16 protein-coding genes are annotated in these 25,704 nt (G+C 45.2%); 3 read left to right on the top strand and 13 right to left on the bottom strand.

What is annotated here, in order from left to right:
- Positions 1–38: 38 nt before the first annotated feature.
- The 4 genes from nspC to M1D72_RS13630 all read right to left on the bottom strand — a co-directional run bounded on the left by nspC (position 39) and on the right by M1D72_RS13630 (position 9,991).
- Positions 39–1,172: a carboxynorspermidine decarboxylase gene (nspC, locus tag M1D72_RS13645; RefSeq protein ID WP_456297239.1), complete on the bottom strand. Its 1,134-nt coding sequence runs from the start codon at positions 1,170–1,172 to the stop codon at positions 39–41.
- Between the two features lie 80 nt (positions 1,173–1,252).
- A complete protein-coding gene (locus M1D72_RS13640) occupies positions 1,253–2,497 on the bottom strand; it encodes a carboxynorspermidine synthase (RefSeq protein WP_390190190.1) in 1,245 nt (414 codons plus the stop codon).
- A gap of 11 nt (positions 2,498–2,508) precedes the next feature.
- Positions 2,509–5,394, bottom strand: coding sequence for a diaminobutyrate--2-oxoglutarate transaminase family protein (locus M1D72_RS13635; protein WP_456297238.1), 2,886 nt, complete (start codon positions 5,392–5,394; stop codon positions 2,509–2,511).
- 541 nt (positions 5,395–5,935) lie between these two features.
- On the bottom strand, positions 5,936–9,991 hold the full coding sequence (locus tag M1D72_RS13630; protein ID WP_456297237.1) for a cadherin repeat domain-containing protein: 4,056 nt from the start codon (positions 9,989–9,991) through the stop codon (positions 5,936–5,938).
- 282 nt (positions 9,992–10,273) lie between these two features.
- Between M1D72_RS13630 and M1D72_RS13625 the strand changes: the two genes are divergently transcribed.
- Positions 10,274–11,587 (top strand): TolC family outer membrane protein, encoded by a 1,314-nt coding sequence (locus M1D72_RS13625; RefSeq protein ID WP_456297236.1) that lies wholly within the window; start codon positions 10,274–10,276, stop codon positions 11,585–11,587.
- 8 nt (positions 11,588–11,595) lie between these two features.
- Positions 11,596–12,201: an OmpA family protein gene (locus M1D72_RS13620; RefSeq protein ID WP_390191860.1), complete on the top strand. Its 606-nt coding sequence runs from the start codon at positions 11,596–11,598 to the stop codon at positions 12,199–12,201.
- Between the two features lie 73 nt (positions 12,202–12,274).
- Here M1D72_RS13620 and nhaA read toward each other — a convergent pair whose 3' ends face one another.
- The 5 genes from nhaA to M1D72_RS13595 form a co-directional block, all read right to left on the bottom strand.
- A complete protein-coding gene (gene nhaA / locus M1D72_RS13615) occupies positions 12,275–13,429 on the bottom strand; it encodes a Na+/H+ antiporter NhaA (RefSeq protein ID WP_390190194.1) in 1,155 nt (384 codons plus the stop codon).
- 216 nt (positions 13,430–13,645) lie between these two features.
- Positions 13,646–14,767: a lipocalin-like domain-containing protein gene (locus M1D72_RS13610; protein WP_456297394.1), complete on the bottom strand. Its 1,122-nt coding sequence runs from the start codon at positions 14,765–14,767 to the stop codon at positions 13,646–13,648.
- Entirely contained in the window at positions 14,767–17,220 is a 2,454-nt protein-coding gene (locus M1D72_RS13605) for an ABC transporter permease (RefSeq protein WP_456297235.1), read from the bottom strand. The genes M1D72_RS13610 and M1D72_RS13605 overlap by 1 nt, the downstream gene beginning before the upstream one ends.
- Entirely contained in the window at positions 17,201–17,872 is a 672-nt protein-coding gene (locus M1D72_RS13600) for an ABC transporter ATP-binding protein (protein ID WP_390190197.1), read from the bottom strand. The genes M1D72_RS13605 and M1D72_RS13600 overlap by 20 nt, the downstream gene beginning before the upstream one ends.
- 108 nt (positions 17,873–17,980) lie before the next feature.
- Complete coding sequence (locus M1D72_RS13595) at positions 17,981–19,369, bottom strand: MATE family efflux transporter (RefSeq protein ID WP_456297234.1); 1,389 nt, start codon at positions 19,367–19,369, stop codon at positions 17,981–17,983.
- Between the two features lie 99 nt (positions 19,370–19,468).
- Between M1D72_RS13595 and M1D72_RS13590 the strand changes: the two genes are divergently transcribed.
- A complete protein-coding gene (locus M1D72_RS13590) occupies positions 19,469–20,908 on the top strand; it encodes a DUF2867 domain-containing protein (RefSeq protein WP_456297233.1) in 1,440 nt (479 codons plus the stop codon).
- A gap of 32 nt (positions 20,909–20,940) precedes the next feature.
- Here M1D72_RS13590 and poxB read toward each other — a convergent pair whose 3' ends face one another.
- The 4 genes from poxB to rsuA all read right to left on the bottom strand — a co-directional run bounded on the left by poxB (position 20,941) and on the right by rsuA (position 25,692).
- The gene (gene poxB / locus M1D72_RS13585; RefSeq protein ID WP_456297232.1) at positions 20,941–22,668 is read right to left on the bottom strand and encodes a ubiquinone-dependent pyruvate dehydrogenase; all 1,728 of its coding nucleotides are present in this window, start codon (positions 22,666–22,668) and stop codon (positions 20,941–20,943) included.
- 274 nt (positions 22,669–22,942) lie between these two features.
- Positions 22,943–23,611 (bottom strand): DUF2913 family protein, encoded by a 669-nt coding sequence (locus tag M1D72_RS13580; RefSeq protein ID WP_456297231.1) that lies wholly within the window; start codon positions 23,609–23,611, stop codon positions 22,943–22,945.
- On the bottom strand, positions 23,611–24,816 hold the full coding sequence (locus M1D72_RS13575; RefSeq protein WP_456297230.1) for a Bcr/CflA family multidrug efflux MFS transporter: 1,206 nt from the start codon (positions 24,814–24,816) through the stop codon (positions 23,611–23,613). The genes M1D72_RS13580 and M1D72_RS13575 overlap by 1 nt, the downstream gene beginning before the upstream one ends.
- Before the next feature lie 174 nt (positions 24,817–24,990).
- A complete protein-coding gene (rsuA, locus tag M1D72_RS13570) occupies positions 24,991–25,692 on the bottom strand; it encodes a 16S rRNA pseudouridine(516) synthase RsuA (protein ID WP_456297229.1) in 702 nt (233 codons plus the stop codon).
- Between the last annotated feature and the right edge of the window lie 12 nt (positions 25,693–25,704).

Here is a 25,704-nt window from a genome sequence, read left to right as displayed (position 1 = left end):
AGAGCAGCTTTGCTGCTCTTTTATCATTTGTCGATAATTTACTTCACCGACCATTGAGAGAGAGAACGTTTGAAGTCGCTATAATCAAACTCGTTCAGTTTTTGAATATCACCATTTGAGCGTTCACAATACACAGAAGGCATTTTCAAACCATTAAACCAATTGAGTTTCACCATGGTGTAACCTGCACTATCGAGAAGGTGCAGCTTCTGACCAATCTCTAGCTCTTGCTCAAAGTTGGCGATACAGAATTGGTCCCCTGCTAAGCATGAACAAGAGCCAATCACGTATTGATGATCCCCTTGCTCACTGGCTTCCAACACAGACGCAGGTTCATTGTAAATAAGCGTATCCAACCGGTGTGCTTCGGTCGCCGAATCGACAATCGCGGTTTTCATACCATTTTCGACAATATCCACAACCGTAACCACGAGATCAGTCGTTTTAGTAATGATCGCCTCGCCTGGTTCTAGGTAAAGCTGTACACCATGTTTATCGGCGAAAGTTTTCAATGCCGCGCCAAGCTTTTCGATATTGTAATCTGGCCAGGTGAAAAAGACCCCGCCGCCTAAGCTGACCCAGTCCAATTTATCAAGGTGTTGACCAAATCGCTCAGAGATAGCATCAAGCAACGTAATAAATGCATCGACGTCTTTGTTCTCACAGTTCATGTGAAACATCACGCCATCAATGGAATCAAACACGCCATCATCAATATGGTCAGCTTGCACGCCCAAACGTGAAAACTGGCGCGCAGGGTTAGCGAGATCTTGCCCAGCATAACTCACTCCCGGATTTAACCGTAAACCGACTGATGCTTTGCCTTCAATAATATGACGATAAGCCGCCAATTGAGACTGCGAATTAAAGATCATTTTGTCACAAATATCAGCGACTTCACGGACGTCTTCTTCGCTATAGCCCACACTGTAAGCGTGAGTCTCTCCGCCAAACGTTTCGTACCCAAGTTTGACTTCATAAGGACCACTACTGGTTGTACCATCAAGATAAGGCTTGATGATGTCAAAGACGCCCCAAGTCGAAAAGCATTTCAAGGCCAGAACCAGTTTCACACCGGATATGTCTTTTAACTGCTGGGCCTTTTTGAGGTTGGCGATAAGCTTATCTTCATCGATCATGAAGTAAGGCGTTTTTAATTCGCTTTTTTGCATTGTCATTAACCATTTAAAATCGAACAAAGCCGATACTTTCGCATCGGCTTAGAGATATTGATGTCGTCGCTGGTATCGCGTTATTTAAGAATTTGAATGTCCGGCTGTCCGACTTCAAGTTCTTGTACATGCCAATCCAAACCAATTTCCGGCATGGTTTCAAGGAATGGGTCAGGATCAAGTTGTTCCATGTTGAACACACCTTTATCCGCCCATTTACCGCGGAAGAATTGAAGCGCTGCAGTAATAGCGGGAACACCCGTTGTGTACGAAATCGCCTGATGTTCGACATCCTCGTACGCCACTTCATGATCCGCATTGTTATAGATGAACACGCTGCGCGCTTTGCCATCTTTTGTCCCTTGAACCCAAGTCCCGATACAGGTTTTACCCGTATAACCCGGCGCTAACGACGTCGGATCAGGCAATAAGGCTTTCAATACATGTAATGGCTGAACCACGGTACCGTCATGAAGCGTTAGTGGTTCTGGGCTAAGCAAACCGATATCACGCATGCAGTTAAAGTAATTTAGGTATTTATCACCAAATCCCATCCAAAACTCAATGCGTTTGGCGGGAATAAACTCTTTCATCGAACGTACTTCATCGTGTGCCATTGAGTAGACTTTATGTTTACCAACAAGCGGAAAGTCAAACTCTAGCATACGCGAATGGCAAGGCACTTGCTTCCATTCACCATGATCCCAATAGAAAGAATCCCCTTGGATCTCTAACATATTCGTTTCAGGGTCAAAGTTGGTCGCAAACTTCTTGCCGTGATCGCCCGCATTGACGTCCATCACGTCAATGGTATCGATATCATCAAACAAATGCTTCACGGCATAGGCAGCAAATACGCTAACCACACCAGGATCGAACCCAGCACCAAGAATCCCAGTAATACCGGCTTGCTCGAACTTTTCGCGGTATCCCCACTGCCAATCATACGCTTGAGGAACCTGTTGACCTTCAGAGCAAAGGTCGACCGCAACCGACGTATCCAAATAGGAGACTTTCGCTTGGTAACACGCTTCCATAATCGACATATTGACCCAAGGAGGGCCTGCATTAATCACTAAATCCGGTTGAACCTCTTTAATAAGAGCAACCAGTGCCTCGACGTCATCAGCATTAACAGATCGAGCTTCGAGTTTTTTCGATGGATCTTTTAAGTTGTTTTTGTTCTGGATCGATTCAATGATTTTTTCACATTTCGCCACGGTGCGAGATGCGAGTACAATATCACCTAAAACATCATTATTTTGCGCCGCTTTATGCGCAACAACCCAACCGACACCACCGGCACCAATTTGAAGAATCGCCATTATTCTTTCCCTTATTCGGCTAGCTCAACCGCTAGCTGGTTAATTTCTGTTAGTAGTTTTTCAAAGTCTGCCAATGTTAAGCAAGGATTCAAAATCGTAAACTTAAGCGCCGAGTGTCCATCAACTGTCGTCTCACCCAGTACTGCCACTCCTCGAACCAAGGCTTCAATTCGAACTTTTTGGTTTAACTGGTCGATATCCATCCCCGTCGTTGTCACCGTTGAGCGGAAAAGTACCGTGGACAATGATGGCTCAGACAATAATTCGAAACCCTGATGGTTACGAACCAAATTTGCCACGTCTTGTGTTTGGCTTAAGAGATGGTCGTACATCTCTCCCAACGTATGAGGCCCGACGCTCTGCATGGTCATGAACACTTTTAATGCGTCAAAACGCTTGGTTGTCGCAATTGACTTGTCCACTAAATTTGGCAGTTCATCGTGCTCACGATTCAGATAATCAGCGTGGTGAAGCAAAAACTTAAGCACAGTTTTATTCTTAACCAAAAGTGCGCCACAACTGATTGTTTGATAGAACAATTTATGGAAATCTACACTCACTGAATCGGCACGTTCAATGCCCGCCAAACGCTCTTTATGTTGGCTTAATATCAATGCACCGCCATAAGCGCCATCCACGTGCATCCACATTTGATGCTCAGCGGCAATATCGGCGATCGCATTAAGATCATCAATCGCACCGTGATCAGTGGTGCCTGCGGTACCCACAATGGCAAATGGAATCAATCCTTGCGCTTTTGCGGTCGCAACAACATCCGCCAAGTGTTCAGCTTTCACGGTACCATCGACATTCACTGGTACCGTAAGAACAGCTTGCTCTCCAAGCCCCATCCAAGAGGCGGATTTTTGCACGGTAAAATGCGCTTTTTCGGAGCACACTATGCGCAGTTTATCAGCGTATTCAGGTAGCCCAAGCTTTTGAATGGAATGACCCGAAAGTGTGTCAGCAATCCAATCACGAGCCAACATCAAACCCATCTGATTACTTTGAGTACCGCCACTGGTAAATACACCGTCGGCGTCAGCGCCAAGCTGGTACTTCGTCGTCAACCAGTTAATGACTTTCTGTTCAACGTAGGTTGCAGAAGAGGCTTGATCCCACGAGTCCATAGATTGGTTGAGCGCTGCAATCATCGCTTCTGCCGCGATAGCCGGCATTAATGGCGGCGTATGCAAATGAGCAATGCAATTGGGATGCTGAGTAAATATCGCATTCTTCGCTACCAACTCACTGGTGGAGTCAATCACGTTTTTTAAGCAATCGCTGCTGGCATCAAGACAAACAGCGTTGATCTGCGTTTCCAACAGTTTAGGATCCATACCTGAGTAGGGTTTCTCTACCTGCTCAAACAATTCTTTTAGCGTTTGAGTGGTGTGGTTCATCACGGCAGAAAATTCCGTCGCACCATGTTCACCAGTATGAACAAAGTGCTTTTTCCACTTTGCATTAGGAGACTTCTTTACGAGGTTTCCTCCCGCAGCTAGAATCGCTTCTTTGAACACGCGCAGCGCAAAGTCAATTTGTTCAAAAGAAATGATCATAGGTGGCAAAAAGCGAATAACCGCGCCCTCGCGCCCGCCTTTCTCCACAATCAACCCTCGTTCTAAAGCGCAGCGTTGGATGTTCAGTGTCAACTCACCATCCGCAACAGGTTCACCAAACTTATTGCGTTCACCATTGGTTTTTTTGATTTCAATGCCGAGCATCAAACCTTTACCACGTACGTCAGCAATACAGTCCACTTCATCTTGAATCTTTTCAAGCCCCATACGCAAGTACTGGCCAGCAACGTTCGCGTGTTCCACAAGCTTGTCACGCTCGATGATTTCCAGCGCTTTAGCACCAGAAACCATGGCTAACTGATTACCACGGAATGTTCCAGTGTGCTCACCAGGGCGCCATGTGTCGACTTTCTTATTAAAGATCAACATCGACATTGGGAGACCACCACCAATGGCTTTCGATAGGCAGAGAATATCAGGATGGATACCTGACTCTTCATAGGCAAAGTTATAGCCCGTTTTACCCACACCACATTGGATTTCATCAAAAATGAGTAAAATGCCATGTTCATCACAAATGCGACGTAATTCACGTAACCAAAATGCAGGCGCAGGTACCACACCACCCTCACCTTGCACGGGTTCTACGATGATCGCTGCTGGCTTCATAATGCCAGATTCATCATCATTCAACAGGCGGTCGATATAACGAATGCTGGCTTTAGCGCCTTCATCACCACCTAAACCAAATGGACAACGAATATCATATGGAAAGGGCATAAAATGGACATCAGACATCAAACCTGTACGGCGTGATTTGGTGCTCAGGTTACCCATCATCCCCATCGTCCCATTGGTCATTCCGTGGTAAGCACCGCGAAATGCGAACATGGTGTTACGACCTGTCGTTTGCTTCGCTAATTTAATAGCCGCTTCAACTGCATCAGCGCCCGAAGGCCCACAAAACTGAATGGCTGAATCTTTAGCAAACTCTGGAGACAGGAAGGATTTCACCTGTTTAATAAACTTAGTTTTGACTTCAGTTGCGATATCCAACGTTTGATATGGCAGTCCCGAATCTAACTGCTCTTTCAGAGCTTGATTAATTTCTGGATGGTTATAACCCAGAGATAGCGTACCTGCGCCTGCTAAACAGTCCAAAAACACTTGTCCACGAGTATCTTCAACTAGCACACCATACGCTTGCTTAATTGCAATCGGAATTCGGCGTGGGTATGAACGAACTTCAGACTCGTGTTCAGCTTGATCTAAAAGCACCTGATCAGGGGTTAAATCATAAATCCCATCAACGATTGGGATTTGAGACGAAAAAGGGGTCGCGATATTGTTATCGACTTCAAAGGCTGTGCTCATTATCTTTTACCTTGAAATAGAAAAACCCTTCTCATCCTTAATGACTGCCATTAAGTATGAGACATAATAAAATCAGCCGTTTGCCAATAAATAGCAGAAACAGCTAAACCGTCATCAAATGGATGACTTTATGAGAATCAGTAGATCAAGGTTCGGTTATGCTACTGCTTTGTAAAACAGGGCATTGTCGAGGAATGAAGCTGATTATTAAGTGTGGTTTATGTGAGTTCAATGTTGGGTTTCCCATTCACATGCCGCGTATCTTGCGACATTAAGTATCCCGTCTATCGACAAAAGTATTCTGTCGATACCTACCCTACGCAGTGGCACAATCAGCCCGAATGTTCACTACGCGTATCCCCCAGAAATCGTTACGACATTCAACGTCCGAGATTACGCGCGAAATTATCATAAATTGAAATGTTCTGACAACAAAAAAATATTATAAATTTATAAACGTCTGAATATTAAAAAAGCTCAACATCGCTGTTGAGCTTTTTTATTTATCGGCAATGTAAACTGTCTATATGCAATAAATTACTTAACTTGGCTCTTTTAAGATATTATCAAGTAACTCGGAAGCTTGAATCGTATCGTTTGATATATATGAGCTGAATATTGTGGCACCATCTTCAAATACAATGGTCTGAGTATCTCCACCACTATTATCGACGGTTAACTCAACGTTATCTCCATTTACCGAGAGATTAGTCACTAGCATCTGGGCAAGATCTTCAGCCCCATCCCCATCACTTAAAATATCAAGCAAATCGAGCTTGTCTTTGCCAGATTCAAAATCAACAATCACATCTCTTCCATTATCTAACGTGCTATCAAGCCAAGCAAACACGTTGGCTTGATCATCCCCCACCAGAACATCGTTACCGAGTTGTCCGTTAAGTGAATCACCATTTGCAGCAAACACGATATTGTAAGTATTATCTCCACTGTTTAACGTCACGGTAGCTTCTTCGCTCACCAGCTGTGGACCATCATTGGTTGGATCAGACGGGTCACCTGTTTGAGTTTGTCCAGAATCGACGGCAACATAATCAAAACTGGTTTCACTTGGCGGTATTTCTTCTCCACTTAAATATCTAAGAACCCAGTTGCCACCATCGCCTATCATTTCCATAAAGATGACCGGGTCATCAGGAGAGGAATAACTAAACTCATAGTACAGTTGGCTATTACCTGTATCTCCAGGATCTTTTTGATACTCGACTGTTTCAGTCGCACCGCTGGCTAAGTAATAGGTTACCAAAACAGAGTTAGCGCTATTTTCATTGTGACCACCGCCTAGGCCATCAATACCAAACTCAACCGTTTCTATAGGGTTACCACCAAGATCGATATGGAATGTCTCGTGCCCACTGTTGCCATTCCCACCATTACCATTGATACCATTACCATCATCATCGGCAAGACCATAACCATCATTCCCGTTATTATTTTCGTATAACTCGAAGTGATCTGGAGAACCGTTTTGATCAGTGATCCAGAACATAATTTCATTTCCATTGGAAAGGGCTAAAGTTCTCTTTGTGTCCGTTCCATCTGTCGCGACTCCCCATTCTCCAGTAGTCGACGTACCATTATCACCAAACACAAAGGTAACTTTGTCTGAGTCGTCAATTTGATAGGTAATAAAATTTGGGTCAAATTGTGTGGCTAAAGAACCGTCCGTTGAATACAAATCTGCCGATGTGATTTCTCTCGTCACTTCACCCTCAGTGTAGTAAAGTGTGCCGTAATCCGGCAACGAGGTCAGCATAACCATAACCTGATTCTCTAAAATATCGTCCTCCACATCAGAGATAAAATCATAATCGGAATTATCAGAGTCAAAGATAATTTGTGTTGACGCTTCGATATCCACATCCACACTAAAATCTTCAGCAATAGGGGCTTCATTCACATCGTTCTCATTCAGGTTAACGATGATATTTGTCGTTAGCTCCCCATCGGAGGCCCCAACCAAAATTTGATGGTTATTTTTACCCTCTACATCTTCAAAATCATTAGTAAATGCGTCAACGCCTGCCTGGGTGAGACTGATTTCCCCAGTAATTGAATCGATTTCATATAATGGTTCATCATTAGAATTCACAACATTGTCAATAATCGAATACGTGACCGAATCGCCCGCATCGGGGTCAGAAGCGATGACTTGACCTATCTTGTTATCATTTAAGCCATCATTCGGCGTATCATCAACATACAGCGAGTTTTCATTGTACTCGAACGTATAGGCATTGACGGTTTCATCATCATTATCGACAAAGGTTGGCGCCTCATTTACATCGTTCTCATTCAGGTTAACGATGATCTCTGTCGTTAGCTCTCCATCGGAGGCCCCAACCAAAATTTGATGGTTGTTGTTACCCTCTACATCTTCAAAATCATTAGTAAATGCGTCAACGCCTGCCTGAGTGAGACTGATTTCCCCAGTAATTGCATCGATTTCATATAATGGTTCATCATTAGAATTCACCACATTGTCAATAATCGAATACGTGACCGAATCGCCCGCATCGGGGTCAGAAGCGATGACTTGACCTATCTTGTTATCATTTAAGCCATCATTAGGCGTATCATCAATATATAGCGAGTTTTCATTGTACTCGAACGTATAGGCATTGACGGTTTCATCATTATCATCAACAAAGATGGGAGCTTCATTCACATCGTTCTCATTCAGGTTAACGATGATCTCTGTCGTTAGCTCCCCATCGGAGGCCCCAACCAAAATTTGATGGTTATTTTTACCCTCTACATCTTCAAAATCATTAGTAAATGCGTCAACGCCTGCCTGGGTGAGACTGATTTCCCCGGTCTCCGAATCTATTTCATATAATGGCTCGTCATCAGAATTCACCACATTGTCAATAATCGAGTACGTGACCGAATCGCCCGCATCGGGGTCAGAAGCGATGACTTGGCCTATCTTGTTATCATTTAAGCCATCATTAGGCGTCTCATCAACATACAGCGAGTTTTCATTGTACTCGAACGTATAGGCATTGACGGTTCCATCATCATTATCGACAAAGGTTGGCGCCTCATTCACATCCTTCTCATTCAGGTTAACGATGATCTCTGTCGTTAGCTCCCCATCGGAGGCCCCCACCAAAATTTGATGGTTATTGTTACCCTCTACATCTTCAAAATCATTAGTAAATGCGTCAACGCCTGCTTGGGTGAGGCTGATTTCCCCAGTAATTGAATCGATTTCATATAATGGTTCGTCATCAGAATTCACCACATTTTCAATAATCGAGTACGTGACCGTATCGCCCGCATCGGGGTCAGAAGCGATGACTTGGCCTATCTTGTTATCATTTAAACCATCATTCGGCGTATCATCAATATATAGCGAGTTTTCATTGTACTCGAACGTATAGGCATTGACGGTTCCATCATCATTATCGACAAAGGTTGGCGCCTCATTTACATCGTTCTCATTCAGGTTAACAATGATTTCTGTCGTTAGCTCCCCATCGGAGGCCCCCACCAAAATTTGATGGTTATTTTTACCCTCTACATCTTCAAAATCATTAGTAAATGCGTCAACGCCTGCCTGGGTGAGACTGATTTCCCCAGTAATTGAATCGATTTCATATAATGGTTCGTCATCAGAATTCACCACATTGTCAATAATCGAGTACGTGACCGAATCGCCCGCATCGGGGTCAGAAGCGGCGACTTGACCTATGATGTCGTCAGTTGATGAGTTTTCGCTGTATTCAAACACGAAGCCAGGCGACTCGCTATCAGTCTCCCCATTGTTATCATCTCCGCCATTATCATTGTCATCTTGCGGCAAAGTGAAAACAGGAGCTTCATTCACATCGAGCTCTTGAAGCGTTATATTAACGGTTTGTTCCTGACCATTTACAGCGGTGACCGTTACGGTCAATGCGTGAGAATTTGGCCCTGCTTCAAAGTCATTGGTAAATGCCTCGACGCCCGCTTGAGTGAAGCGAATCTCCCCAGCTTCATTAATCACAAAATAATCAGCAAGCGGGTCACCGGCTTCAAATTGCAGCGAGAAACTTTGTTCAATACCTTCAAACTCAGCTAAATCGACTATCGCAAGTACTGTGTCAACACTCGAATTCTCAAAATAATTAATGACTGTGTCGCCGCTCGAAGTGATCAACGTTTCTCCGATAAGATCGAGAAGCGCTAAACTTTGTGTCTCAGACAATCCTTGAGATTCCAATCCCGTAGTATCGAATGAGGTCGTGGCTAATGTTTCTGCACCCGTCCGTTCAATCGCTCCAGAAGCGGTTGGGCTAGAACCGTTTTGCCCACCAGCGGCGGTTGCAAGATCAGGGTTTTGAGTTGGGTCTTCCCCTGCCTCAATTTGTTCTAGTAACTGAGCGATTTCGTTGTCGAGGGTGATATTAACGTTCTCACCTGAAGGTTCAACCAACTGCACATCAATGTTATTACCGTTCGTTAAGTCTTCACCCAAGTCAAAAACCACTTCTCCTGGCCGTGGTTGTTCCCCTGCAGCGAGTGTACGAATTTGCCCATTAACGTCGATAATTATCGTCGCCAACATAATTTGGGAGATATTGGCACTGTTCATAATGTCTATCCTTGTTGATCAACGTTGGTGCCAGCGACACATTGATGGCACTTTATTTACTTCTAAAAAATTAGTTGACCAAACCGCTCAGATCCACACGAATAACAATAAAGTGCTAACGATAAGCCACAACCTGTCAATTAATATGAATATTTTTATTTGAACTAACTTCTCAGTTTTACATTCATTAACTAAGCTTCTTATGACTAATTTAGTGTTACCCGCCGTATTTTCTTTCGTGTGAAAAGCAGGTAGCCCTTAACGGTGATTAAGGAGAATGCTGTGAAGTGGAAACATCCCCTACTGCTGAGCTGCGCTGTGGTGTTGACACCCCACTCTAGCGCACAAACGCTGGAACAAGCCGTTGCTATTACATTAGCAACTAACCCTGAGATAAAAGGTATTTTTAATGACTACGTGAGTTCACTGAAAGAACATGATGCGAGTAACGGAGCTTACCTTCCTCAAATAGACGTTGATGCCGGCATTGGTTATGAGGGAATCGACCCTCCGGCAGTGACGGGTCGAGATGATACCGATCTAACAAGAAAAGAAGCATCGGTTAGCTTAACGCAGCTCATCTGGGATGGCTCATCGACATGGCATGACATGGCTCGAACGGCGGCTGAAGCAGAATCAGTGCGATGGCAAATTTTTGCGGATGCCTCAGATATCGCTCTTCGCGTGACTGAAATTTACTTGGAAGCCGTAAAAGCGACAGAAATACTCGCGTTGTCTGAAAGTAATGTTGCTGTTCATAAAGATATTTATCGCGACATTAAACGTCGAGCAGAATCAGGCATTGGCTCCACAGCCGATCTGTCACAAGTTGAAGCTCGTATTGCAAAGGCTCACGGTAACTTGTTAGCGGCACAAAATAATTTATTTGATACCCATACACAGTTTCGTCGATTGGTCGGGCAAGAGCCATTAGGGCTCATTTACCCTCGTGCAGACGAATCAAAATTGCCGCTGTCATTGACAGATGCCATCTCCGATGCTTATGACAATCACCCGGTAATTCGTATCGCAAATACCGATGTTGACTCTGCACGATTCCAGTACAAACAATCCAAAAGTACATTCTTCCCAACCTTTTCTATCGAAGCGAGTCAAACATGGCGCGATGATGCAGGTGGAGATGAAGGCCGAGGCGATGAAACTCTAGCGATGCTTCGTATGCGTTTCAATCTCTACAATGGTGGTAGCGATAACGCCATGTCAGACCGCGCTGCATATCAACTCAATAAATCTAAGGATTTAAGGGATAATGCCTACCGCCAAGTAGAAGAAAGTTTACGACTTTCTTGGAGTGCTCTTGACTTAACTTTGCAACAAAAAAACTTCCTCAGCGATCATGTCGATTCCGCCTCTGAAACGGTCATTGCGTATGAAAAACAGTATCAAATTGGGCAACGTACGTTGCTTGATTTACTCAATACTGAAAACGAGCTTTTTGAAGCTCGCAAGGATTATTTGGATGCGCATTACGCAGAGCAATACGCGAAATATCGCGTGATGAATGCGACAGGTAACCTACTGGATGCCCTGCTGGTTGATATACCGGAAGAGTGGACTGAACGAGTGGAGTACTGAATATGAAAATGACCCCCCTGCTACTTATGCCGCTCGCCGGATCACTTTTTTTAAGTGCATGCAGCGCAGACAAATACGATTATATTGATACCCCTATTGCAAATCAGATTGCCGACTTACAAGATGACGATCGAGATGGGGTTGTGAACGCTCGAGACTTCTGTCCCGATACACCAGAAAGCGCCCTAGTCGACAACGACGGATGTGGCGCAAGTATCAGAGAACAAGATGAGCGGCAGCTACGTATTCTATTTGCCCATGATTCTTATGAAATTAATCCTGTGTTTGCAAATCAAATACAAAGCATGGCGGACTTCTTAAAAAGTTATCGTTCCGCATCTATCGAAATTCAAGGCTACGCCAGTAAGGTCGGACAGCAAGACTATAATTTGGCATTGTCTAAACAGCGAGCGAATGCTGTACAAGATAAATTGCTCTCTTATGAGATAGATCCAAAGCGAGTTCGCATTGTTGGTTACGGTGAAACGCGTTTAGAAGCCGAAGGTGATGACCCAGCCTCACATGCAGTCAACCGAAAAGTTACCGCAACAGTCGTGGGCTTAACAGAGCAAGTTGTTGAAGAATGGACAATATTCAGCGTCAAAGAAAAATAATATTTTTTTATAAGAACCAAGCGTAAAAAAAAGCCCCTAGTCGTTGGGGCTTTTTTGTAGGCTATAAGCGTCGTTACGCTTGAGACTTTTTGGGCAGAGACCGGCTAAGAAGTACATAACCAACAACAGCGGCCAGGGTTGACCCCATCAGAATACCCAATCGAGCATAAGTATCAAATTGAACGTTGTCACCGCCAAACGCTAGTGAGGCAATAAAGATCGACATGGTAAATCCGATACCACACAATACCGACACTGCAAATATCTGTTTAAAGTTAACGCCCTCTGGAAGCTTCGCTATTCCTAATTTCACCGCCGCTAAGCTAAAGGTGAAAATACCCAGCGGTTTACCAACAAACAGACCAAGCGCAACACCCAACGGCAACATTGATGTTAGCCCTTCAACAGAAACACCTGCGAGAGAAATACCTGCATTGGCAAAAGCAAACAAAGGTAAAATGCCATAAGCCACGTAAGGATGCAGCGCATGTTCTAGATGCTCTAATGGCGAATGGTCTTTTTCTGTTTGTCCTTTCAGTGGAATCGCAAAGCCAATCACCACTCCCGCTAGCGTAGCATGCACACCAGACTTAAGAACGGCCACCCACAAAATGGCACCAGCGATGAGATAAGGTGTCAACTTGGTCACCCGCTTAGCATTAAGCATAAACAGGACCGCAGTCATGACAAAACCAATCGTCAGTGCCAACGTTGAAAGATCGCTTGAGTAAAACAGTGCGATAATCACAATCACCCCAAGGTCATCAATGATCGCCAATGCGAGTAAAAATACCTTAAGACTCACTGGAACGCGGTTTCCAAGAAGCGCCATGATCCCCAGCGCAAACGCGATATCTGTAGCGGCTGGTATTGCCCAGCCCTGAATGGCTTCGGGATCACCGATATTAAAAGCAACATAAACAAGCGCCGGAGCGAGCATGCCCCCTAGAGCTGCTATCGCGGGAAATATCGCTGTTTCTTTAGATTTCAGTGCACCTTCTAGTAATTCACGCTTAACTTCCAAACCAATTAACAAAAAGAAAATGGCCATCAAACCATCGTTAATCCAGTGAGAAAAGGACATTCCGAAAATATAAGTGTGAAGCGCGCCCTGATACCACTCGTTCAAAGGAGAGTTGGCTATCACCATTGCAATGGCAGCAGCGATAACCAATAAAATGCCTCCCGCAGACTCCATTTTGAAAAAATCGCGAATGACGTTGTTCATGAAATCTCCCTTTTTAAAAATAGTTATATAAATTCAACAATCTAAGTCGTGAGTTTAGCGATAACCTGACATAAGGAAAAATCGCTTGTTTAGATGTTTTAATTCGGTTTTACCGATAAGTAGAAAGAGAATGTACGTAAAAACTATAACGAACACACGTATAGGAAGAATAGCTTAGTCCAAGCCAATATGATGAATTTTATCGAAAAATAATGATTAATAGCCGTAAAGCTGCATGAAACCTTGGCTATTATGACTGCCAATCGTTTCAATGGCCCCCTGCCAATACGGCACGACAAACGGCAGCCATTGATTGGTATTAATAGGGCGAACACGAACGTTTACACCAAACCTTGGTACTCGCAGCTCCCACTCTAGAGGAACAGAATGCCCGTTCTCTAGCGTACTATGGAGTAAAGGCTCGAGCGTTAATTGCGAATCATCTAACGCCCAATATTTACCATCATTTGTCGCTATGTAGCCAGACAAGTAAGGTTGACGGCTTTCACGGCGATAACGATGAACCGATAATGTCGATGTCTCATCAAGCGGAATCACAAGCCAATCCCAGCCTTGATGCTGACTCGCGAGTAATCCTGTGCCCCACTCTTTGCTTAGCCAACCATGGCCACGAACAGTCACTTGCTCTCCGTCATCTAACATCATCTTACCGTTCACATTTAAAAACGGCGCTGAGAAATTGTAGGATGCAATCGGCAACATGTCGTCTTTGACGACGTAACCTTGCTCGCCTGGAAGCACAAATGGCCCAACCGGAGTTACTAACATGTCGATCGCAAACTTATCCGAACTGGCTCGAAGCTGTCCAGGAAACGGAGTCTTTCCTAACGATCGCCAGTTCCAGTTATCTAACCAAATCCGAAACGGTCGATTTTCCATTCCTGCTTGGCCAACACCGCCACGTGCGATTCGCTGCTCATGAACACTATTCTCTCGGCTACCAATCGATATGTAGGAAATAAACAATTGAGGATTCAGCCATCCTCTCTGCTCTGCTTCTTCTCTCGCTACCCGTAGATAACTCCACTGAATACCATACTCTCGCCCTCTCTCATCAGTCACATTGGCAAAGAAATGCCACCACTCTTGTTGAAAATCTTGGTGAAAGCGGAAGTCTTCAGGAAGAATAACCGGAGAGTCCGGTAACACGGGTTCAAACACGGATTGGCTATTCGCACTTAATATCGAATCAAACTCATTGAGCGAAGTTAACTTAGGCTGAGAAACATGTTGCCAACAAAGCCATAATACCGATGCGCCTGTCCCAACACAGATAGCAACAACAATCAGCATTAATACTTTGAAGTTCTTCTTCATCACAATGCGTCTCTTAATAACTTAATTGGGGTGTTTTTCGCTAAACGAATCACTGGAATTGCGCCCGCAACCACTAAGGAAAGCATCGCTAATACACTGGTGTATAAATACGAACTCGGAATAAACTGCAATTCAAGCGTCCAACCGAATGATTGCTTAATGATGATATCCACGACTAATTTGGCCAAGCCGATGCCTAATGGTATTGCAATCACCGTTGCCACAAAGCCGAACAGCAACAGTTGCATGCTGCCTGCTAAAATCATTTCTTTCCCAGACATGCCTAAACAGCGAAGCATTGCAGTATGACGCTGACGTGAGATCTCACCGGCCAAAGTCGCAAAGAAAATACCAAACACGGCAATCACTAGAGTGATATTACCTAAGGTATCGGCTATCGAGAACGTGCGGTCAAATACCTGCATCGCTTGAGTATGGATTCGACTATTATCGAAGAGCCGCTCGGAGCTTAACCTAAAGACCGACGACAAGCGTTGCTTTAAATTTTCAATATCCGCGTTATGGCCGGCTATGACACCCAGTGCCACATTACCGCTACCCGCATAAGCATAAAGCCAATTACGATGTGATAGTAGAATCTGGTTGTATGGGTTTCCGTAGTCGTAATATACACCCACGACCAACCAGTTATTGCCAAGTGCTCCAGGCAGGTTAATTCTATCTCCAGGTCGAATCCCCTGCTTGATAGCCATTGATTCACTGATCATCAAACCGCGCGTGTGATGTAAATGATACCAATAATTAGGGATGCCGAGTTTCACCGTCAACGCTTCGAGCTCACCTTCCGAGCCCCCAGTGCTCACGACTTGAGTGGTGCCAGTCCCACTGGAAATTTCCTTCTCCCAGCGCCACCATACGGCCTCGACATCCGGCTGATGGATCAACCACTCACTCATTCGTGCCGCGTTGCTGGTATTCGGATAAACATACAAGTCCGCAGCGAGACGCTGATTCAGCCAGTTATCCGTCGTATCTCTGAAACTGCTCACCATGGTTTCCACACCAATATTTGCCGCCATCGCTAGCATAAACCCCATCGTTGCAACACCGCGGTAACTCATACTGGAGGCAGCATCAGCAAAAAACCAACGTATTTTTACCCAACGTAACGTAAACGACAGACTGTTAAATATTTTCCATATCAGGAACGGCGTAAATAATGCGGCGCTCATCAACATCAGAGCGATAATGGCAAAACCTGACTGCTGAGTTTTCGGCGCTTGGTAAATGGCTATCGCGGCAACACACAGCGCTGTCGCAAACAAAGCTTGGATAAAGAATTCGTGTCCAGCAAAACGCACCAAGGATAAACGAGCGCTTAAACGTATCGGTTGAGTGCGCAGCAAACGAACCAACGGCCAAGTACAAGCGAGAACCGCGCCGATAACGGTCATTAATAAACTGTATAGGCTCGCTGACCAGCTCCAGTTGATCGAAAGCCCAACATTGGCACTATACAAATCATTTAAACTTTCCGAGACTGTTGGAATCAATTGATTGGCAAGCAGCAGCCCGAAGATATTGCCGCATAACCAGCTGACCAAGATAAGCAGCAGAAGTTCTAGAACCAGAGCTTGAGCTAATTGCCAACCTGACACGCCCATTTGACGCAGCGCACCAACCAGTGGCTGACGCTGAATAAAAGAAAGTGACATTGCCTGATAAAAGATAAATAACCCCACCAGAAAAGCCAACATCCCCATCGCCGTCAGATTGACATGAAAGGCCTTAGTCAAGGACTCCAGTTCGGCTCGAGAACTACGCGTCACTGACATGCCATTTGGCAAAATAGATTCAAGCTGCGCCAAACGCGCACTCGACATTTCACTGCACGCAATCACAGAGATTCCAGCACTGCGCTCTAGTTGGCGTAATAACGAGATATCAGCGGCGACTTGCGTACCACTGACCAAATCTTGGCTATCGACCAACAAAGGACCAAGCTCTCGACCATCATCAAGTTTAATAAAATCATTTGAGGAGACATCTAGGTACTTAGCAAGATCTTTACTAATCAGCACCGGATATGGTGGGTGCATCAATGCGAGAATCGAAAATTGACCAAGCGTTTTATCTGATTTCAGATCAATCATTGCAACCGGATCGATGCCGACTAATTGCAAATCTCGCCCACGCTCGGTATGCAGGCGTAAAGTTTCAAGTGGCGCGCACTCTTTAAACCCCTCTCTTCTCAATTGGATATAGAAGCCTTGAGGAATTTTGTTGATATTGTGTTTAGGGCGAATACGATATGGGAGAGGGTTTGAAAACAAGCGCTCACCATGCTCATAACTGGCTCGAGCATGGTGGTTTATCGCGGTGACACCAACAAGAAGGGATACGCCTAGCGTTAACCCTAACCACACAAGTAAAATTTGGAAGGGATAACGTCGATAATGACCAAGCAGTGCTTTAACTACGGGCCACAACATTCAATACGCCTCCTTGAAGCTTAATGCATCCTTCCATATGCTGGGCGACGTGTTCACTGTGTGTCACCAGTAAAAGTGTACAATTAAGATGCCGTGTCAGCGACGTCAACAAGCGCATCACCGCTTCAGCATTACGCTCATCCAAGCTTCCAGTTGGCTCATCCGCTAGCAGGATTTGGGGCTCCATATAGAGCGCGCGAGCGATAGCCGCTCGTTGTTGCTGCCCACCAGAGGCTTCTTCAGGATAACGCCCGAGTAAGGGCATCAGATTCAACGCCGAAAGTATTTGCCGCCACAGACCTTGGTCTTCGGGTAGCCCTTTTAACTGACGACAAAAACGAATGTTATCTGCGATGTTTAAAGTTGGAATTAAATTAAACTGCTGAAAAATAAGACCGATGTTATTTCTACGATACACAGTACGCTTGGTTTCAGCGGCATCATGCATGGCAAAGTCTGGAAATAAGATCTCACCAGAATCAACGGTATCAAGCCCAGCGATCATGTTGAGCAAAGTGCTTTTTCCCGAACCACTTTCCCCCATTAGCGCGACTTGCTCACCTCGTTCCAATAACAACTCAGCGCCCTGTAAAACTGGATGGAATTCACCACCGTCAACGTAGCCTTTACAGAGATCTTTAAGTTGTAACATTCAACATCTCACATTCATTGATAGGGGTATGTGAGCCTACACCAAAATGCTTGATGGAGAAAGTGTTTTGGCGGGAACGTCACACTCTATGCACTGAATTTCACCGATCTATTGATTAACGCCTAATTCAATCAAATTCCGCATCCATTTTCGACTACGCATACGCTGAATAGACCCACCCCATTTGACCACTTCCTCCGTCAAAAACAGCAGGTAGATCCATTGCGAATCAACCCCTAAATACACTGCGCAAAACGCAGCCAAAGGAATGCCAATACACCATTGCGCCACAAGGTCTTGATACAAGCAAAATTTGACGTCACCACCAGCGCGTAAAATACCGACAATCAGTGTCATTGGGATCGCGCGTAAAATAATGCCGAGGCTTAAAATCGTAATAAACTGCTCGGCTAACTCACGCGTTTGGGAGGTCAGCGCTCCAAACGCTCCCAATACCAAAGACTGGCCGAAAAATAACAGAATGGAAACACATATCGCGACCAATAAACTCAAAAATACAACGCCGGCCGCTTGATAGTATAAAGTGTCGTAACTTTTCGCGCCGAGTTGGTTTCCCACTAACACCGCTGCTGCATTAGACATCCCTATCAACAAACTCAGCGAAATCGATTCAACGGGGGTCATCACCGACAAAGCCGCTAAACCTTGTACACCAGACTGTCCCATAATTGCATGGTAGGCAAATAACCCCCCTGACCACGCGAGAAAATTAAAGGTGGTGGGTAAGGATAGACGCAAAAATCGGACGATTCGGTCTAGTCGCAACACGGCAACAACGTCAGGCCATTTAAAGGCGAGTAAATGTTGTTTCGCATACAGGTAACCGAATAAGCATCCGACTTCGATAATACCACTCAATACCGTTGCAATTGCAGCGCCTTGAATGCCCAGTGCTGGAAATCCAAAGTGACCAAAAATCAACATCCAGTTAAGGAAAATATTTGAACCGATACCAATCCCACTAAAGAAAGTACTGATACCGGGTTTATGCATAGCGCGCAGTCCAACAGCCATGCTCGCCACGCAACCCACGGCAAACATACTGACCGAGGTAATCATCAAGTAAAGACTTCCGAGCTCATTGACGTGCTGTGAATCGGTCGTGAGTCCCATGATCTGGCTAGGAAATAGCAAGAAAATGATGACCGTTAACGCTGCAAAAAGCATGGTCACCAACCAAGTTAATGCTGTACTTTCTCTCACCCCTTGTCGATTTGCCGCCCCCCAATATTGCGCAGTGAGCAACGCCCCACCAGTCGTAACTCCCACCAACATGATGGTGGTAACAAAAGTCGCGCGCGCCGCAACGCCCACCGCAGCGATCTCTGCCTCACCCAATTGGCCAAGCATGAGCACATCCACCAGTCCTCGACTTGAAAACATGATACTTTGCAAAGTGATTGGCAGTGCTATCGCGATTAAGCGTCGTAAAAATTCGCCTTTAGTGTGGGCAAATACCTGAGAAAGAAAAGACAAAATGACTCCAAAATTGAATAGCTTGGTCGAGAAGAGACACGAGGTGTGTCATTATACGTAAGTGATTATAGAGCGACTAGAACATTCACAGGGGGCAAGGTGAAAAAAGTCTTAGTATTGGGCGCCTCTGGCTATGTGGGTTCGCAGCTACTTCATCAATTGATTGAAGAGGGTTACCACGTCACGGCCGCGGCCAGACAATTACACTATTTAAAAGCAAGAACCAAACGTCATCCATTGCTTGACTACTTATTTCTGGACTTAAGCGATGCCAAGCGCACCGCTGAGATTATTCCTAAGTTCGATGTGGTTTATTTTTTAGTCCATGGCATGGCTCAAGGTCATGACTTTATTGAGTATGAATTATCGTTAGCAGAAAACGTCCGTGATGCACTGGCCATCAGCAATGTTAAACATGTCATTTACTTAAGTGCTCTTCAACCACAAACCGGGCATTCCGACCACCTTGAGGCTCGCCGGAAAACTGGAGAAATCATCCGTCAAACTCATGTCCCTGTGACCGAACTTCGAGCGGGTGTAATTATCGGCCCAGGCTCTGCCGCCTTTGAAATCATGCGCGACTTTGTTTACAACTTACCGGTTTTGATTGCCCCGAAATGGGTCGATTCGAAAGCAAACCCGATTGCACTTGATAACCTTAACCACTATCTGTTAGCACTTAGCCATCGCAGACCAACACAGCATCAAACATACGAAGTTGGTGGGCCGGATGTTCTTAGTTACCGCGAACAATTTAAAGCGATTTGCGATCAAACCTATCGCCCTTTTCGCCTTTGGTCGACACGCTGGCTAACACCTTCGATTGCCTCGAAATGGTTAAGCGTAATTACCTCCGTTCCTTCCTCGATTGGTAAAGCATTACTTGCCGGCCTTGAACATGACTTTATTGCTGATACGTCAAAAATAACCCGTGAGTATCCTCAAAAGCTGTTGAGTTTTGAGCAAATGGTGCGAATTAGCATTATTCAGGAAGGACAATTTGTTCGCAGCGATGTTTGGGGGTTTGACCCCGCCGCTCTAAAGCGCTGGCAACCCGGATTTGGTTACTTCCCCAAAAAAGCAGGTGCCAGTATCCATACCGATGTCAGTGCACAAAAACTGTGGCAAGTTATTGAAACCATAGGCAGTAAAGAGCAGGGCTATTTCTTCGCCAATCCATTGTGGCGCCTTAGAGAGTGGCTTGATGTACTTGCGGGCGGTGGAAAGCCAGTTCGGCGCTCACCTCCCGGCCCGGAGCTCATGGTCGGAGACTACATTGATTCTTGGAAAGTGATTCGCTGTAAAAAAAATGCTTTTTTATCCCTGTTTTTCGGAATGAAAGGACCGGGATTAGGTCGACTTGAATTTACCATTACTGATCATGGTGCAAAACGAGAGCTGAATGTCACCGCCTGGTGGCACCCAAAAGGTTTTCCAGGGTTACTCTACTGGTTTGTGATGATGCCAGCCCACCTGTTCATCTTTAAAGGAATGGTCAGAGCGATTGTAAGGAAAGCAAGAATAAGAAAAGGCCGCTAACGCGGCCTTTTCTTATCTCTTCCATCGCCTGTCTAACGGCGCCACCAATTGGTTTTACTTAACTCGACGATTTCGTCGCCTCGCCCATTGATGATCGCTTTCATCATATACATGCTAAAGCCTTTCGCATGCTCTAACTTAATTTGCGGCGGCATCGCCAGCTCTTGTTTTGCGGTGTCGACTTCCAAAACAACGGGTCCCGAATACGCCATGGTTTCTGAAATTGCTTCAGGAAGCGCCTTTGGATCCGCAACATGGATGCCTTTAATACCGCACGCTTCAGCAATGTTAGCAAAACTTGGATTGTCCAAATCGGTATCATCAGACAAATAACCACCGGCTTTCATCTCCATCGCCACAAACCCAAGAGAGCGATTATTGAACACCACGATTTTAATTGGCAAGTTCAGTTGCTTAAGAGACAGCAGATCCCCCATTAGCATCGAAAAACCACCATCACCGCACATTGCGACCACTTGACGTTGACGATCAATCGCTTGAGCCCCCATCGCCTGCGACATGGCGTTCGCCATCGATCCATGGTTAAACGAACCAATGAGTCGGCGCTTGCCGTTCATTTCAAGATAACGAGCAGCCCATACCGTTGGTGTCCCCACATCACACGTAAAGATCGCGTCGTCACTCGCTTGTTCACTCAGTAAACGCGCCAAATATTGAGGATGAATCAGGTTGTTACCGGTTTTACCGTTGGCCAAATCATCCAAGTCTTTACGCGCTTCACGATAGTTAGAAACACAATTTTTCAGATGACGATCTGACCGTTCACCCTCTAACAACGGCAGTAATTGTTGAAGGGTTGTCTTCGTATCACCAACCACTCCCAAGTCAATTTGAGTATGACGACCTAAGGAGGCTGGTGAGTGATCAATTTGCAATACTTTGGCTTTGTCGGGATAAAACGCACGATAAGGAAAGCTAGTACCAATCATTAATAACGTATCGGCCTCGCCCATGGCGTGATAGCCAGAAGCAAATCCAATGAGTCCAGTCATCCCAACGTCATAAGGGTTATCGTATTCAAGAAATTCTTTGCCCCGCATTGCATGAACGATTGGAGCTTGTAACTTTTCTGCGAGCGCGACCACCTCATCATGCGCGCCTTTGGTGCCAGCTCCGCACAACATGGTAATTTTTTTACCGCTGTTAAGCTCGCTTGCTAACGCTTTGATATCAGAGATTTCGGGCGTATACAGTGCGGGTTTCGGGACATTCCATTTCGGCTTGATGCCTTCTGGCATCGGTTTCAATGCCACATCCCCAGGTAAAACCAGCACCGCCACATCATTGTTCAATATGGCTTGGCGCATCGCCGTTTCTAACATATAAGGCATTTGCTCAGGGTTAGAAACCAATTCACAATATACACTGCACTCTTTGAACAGTTCTTGGGGATGCGTTTCTTGGAAATAGTTACTGCCAATCTCAGAAGAAGGGATATGCGCTGCAATCGCTAATACTGGCACTTTATTACGGTGACAGTCGTACAAGCCGTTAATTAAGTGCATATTACCTGGACCACAAGATCCAGCGCACACGGAAAGCTTACCCGTAACATGAGATTCCGCTCCGGCGGCAAACGCAGCGACTTCCTCATGTCTTGTTCCTAACCATTCAATGCTACCAAGCTTTCTTAAGCTATCACTGATGCCATTCAAGGAGTCTCCAGTGACTCCCCAAATTCGCTCAATACCGGCTTGCTGTAACGTTTCGGCAATAAAATAGGCAATGCTGTTGCTCATAAACTTCCTCTCTTCTGTGATTTATCATTGATACCGAGGATCAAGTGGTAAACACGTGTTCTACCTCTCATTTTTCTATCATCCTCTTGTGACAAACCTTGTTCAAGTCAAATTTATTTTAATCTTTGCAACATTTTTTTATAAAAACGATCTTTTTATAAACATCGACTCTATAGATCCTTTTGCAATAAGAACGTGCGCTTATTGATTGCTTTCTAGCACAAAAAAGCCGCGATGTTGGTCGCGGCCTTAATCTTATCGATTCCCAATTTTGTTACTTATCCACGGTAAAGCTCAAGGGAATTTCTGGGAGTTGATTCCCCAAATTACCTGGGAATATTTTGTACTCTCCATGGTACTTAACATTGGACTTATAGTCGGTAATTTTGTGGACCATAAAGCCCGCTTGAGTCGCCGCTTCAACAAATCCAGCATGATGACCACGAACAAACCAACTCATCGGCTTAACCATGTCTTCACCATCAAAACAGTTGTCACACTGCTCGCTACATAGCGCTAGCGAGTTCTGACCGTCCGTGTAGATCTGAACTTTTCCTACGCCGACCAAAGGTTCTGACGTCGACACCTCCCACCCAAGAGATTCCATGTGATCAAGAAAGGCTTCAATATCACTGTCTTTGATTGGCTGCTCACTCGTATGCTGAGTGAAAAACTGACGATAGAATGCGGATATCCGTTCAAATACCGTCATTAGCGCTGCGTCATTTCCTTTAGAGCGACCCGCTTTTTGCCAACGCGTCAAATCATCCCCAACACAGCGCGCAAAACGTTGGTTCTTGAGTGCTTTTGTCACCCAGCGCACTAAAAAATGATTATTAGCAACAGGCGCATTGGCCAATTTCCCCGAGCGATGTTCTTCAGCCAACTCACTTAATGCCGAGTTGACCACATGCTGAATCTCTTCACTGTATGACGTTGTCATTATGCTTTTCTTCCAAAAATCCAATAGCAGGCAGCAGATAAAATAGAGCAGCAGCTCATGACCACCAGCATAGGCCAAACAACCCCCGATGGCATCGCCGCTACTGCAACACCGATTAATGATCCCATACCAAAACGTAATGTGCCAGCCAATGATGAGGCCGTACCCGCAATATGTGGATAGCCGCTTAATAACAGCCCCATGGAGTTACTGCCGATGGTTGAAAGTGTACCGATGAACATCACAACAAACATTACGGTTTGCCATAACCCCCAGCCCCATACCCAGCAGGCGAGTAAACCTAAACCGGCAATGAGTTGAACCGTTAAACCAAAACGCAACATCGCGTGGGAGCCCACCTTGCGAACCAAACGACCATTCAGCGTTGTCATGATGATCATTGCAACAATATTCAACCCGAACAGATAACCAAAGTTTTCCGGTCTTACACCATAGATATCAATGTAGACGAACGAGCCAGCCGTTAAGAACGCAAACATCCCCGAAAATGAAAAGGCCCCTGACAGCATCAGCCCCATCGCGACCGGATTGGAAACCAGCTTAGAATAATTACGCAGTGTGGTGAGAAGATGCAAAGGTTGACGGCGCTCGACAGGCAATGTTTCTGGAATCTTCCATAACACCATAGCCACCACCACAACGGCGAAAATAGCAAGAAACCAAAAAATAGCCCGCCATCCCAGAAGCACTGCAACGTGCCCCCCAATCATCGGTGCGATCAGCGGTGCAATCGTGATGACTAGAGTGATAAACGACATGGTACGCGCAAAGTCTTCGCGCTCAAACATATCACGAACCACTGCTTGAATAATCACCGCCGCTGCGGCGCCGCAGAAACCTTGTGCTGCACGCACCATAGTCAGCGCTTCAATGCCATGCGTGGTTGCACTCACGACCGCCGCAATGCCAAAGAAGATAACACCAAGCAGCAATACGGGACGACGGCCAAAACTATCGGCCAGTGGACCGTGAATTAACTGACCAATCGCAAAACCTGCGGTATACGCGGTTAAGGTAATTTGTACATCCCCCGCCGTCACTCCGAGATCACTCGCAATCGAAGGCATTGCAGGTAAGTACATATCAATAGCAAATGGTGTTAACGTCCCGATAGCCCCTAAAATAATGAAAAGTAAAAATGTGAGCGGGGGCCTCTGGGAAGAGGTTGACGGCTGCGGCTGCATAAAACTCCTAATTATATATGACGAAAAAGCATGACCGATGAGGTCATGCTTCATGGTATGGCTCTAGTACTGAACTGAGTGTAGTGCGGCTATGCTTACTGAAAAATAGACAAAAGACTAGTTCTTATTAGGAAATAAAGAATTTCCTACAGGAATGATTATTTCTATTTACGCTTATTTCCAAACAGAATTGATTTCTTGTTCGCTAAGCATACGGTACTCACCTGGCTCCAATGCTTCATCCAGTATAATATCGCCGATTCGCTCACGATGCAGGTGTTCAACTTTGTTTCCAAGCGCGGCAAACATACGTTTCACTTGGTGATATTTACCTTCATGGATAGTGAGCAGCACTTCGTGCTCTTGCTCATCGACGATTTCAAGCTGAGCTGGTTTTGTTAGCTCACGTTCATTTCGAAGCTCAATTCCTTGCTCAAATTGTTCGATATAAGAAGACTCGATAGGATCAACTAACCAAACACGATAGGTTTTCTCGCATTTATGTTTAGGTGACGTAATACGATGCGACCATTTACCGTCATCAGTAATCAAAACCAAGCCGGTGGTATCGACATCAAGGCGTCCGGCAAAATGCAAATCTTTGGTATTGGCTTCATCAAGCAATACAAATGCGGTATGGTTGAAACCATCTTCATGTGAACAAACATAACCTTGAGGTTTAAATAGCATGATGTATTTTGGCCCTGGTTGGCTCAACTCTCGACCTTGCCACTCGACAACGTCTTCTTCGCCAACCTTGTACGCGCCACTTTTTTGCGTTTGGTCATTAACCGTAACATCACCACTTTTGATGATTTTTGTTGCTTCTTTACGTGTCGCGCCTAGTGCGTCACACAAATATTTATCTAAACGCATGAATACCTCATC

It is taken from the genome of Vibrio sp. AK197 (assembly GCF_053903115.1).
The sequence above is the reverse complement of the archived record's forward strand: the minus strand, read 5'-3'. Positions and strand labels throughout refer to the sequence as shown.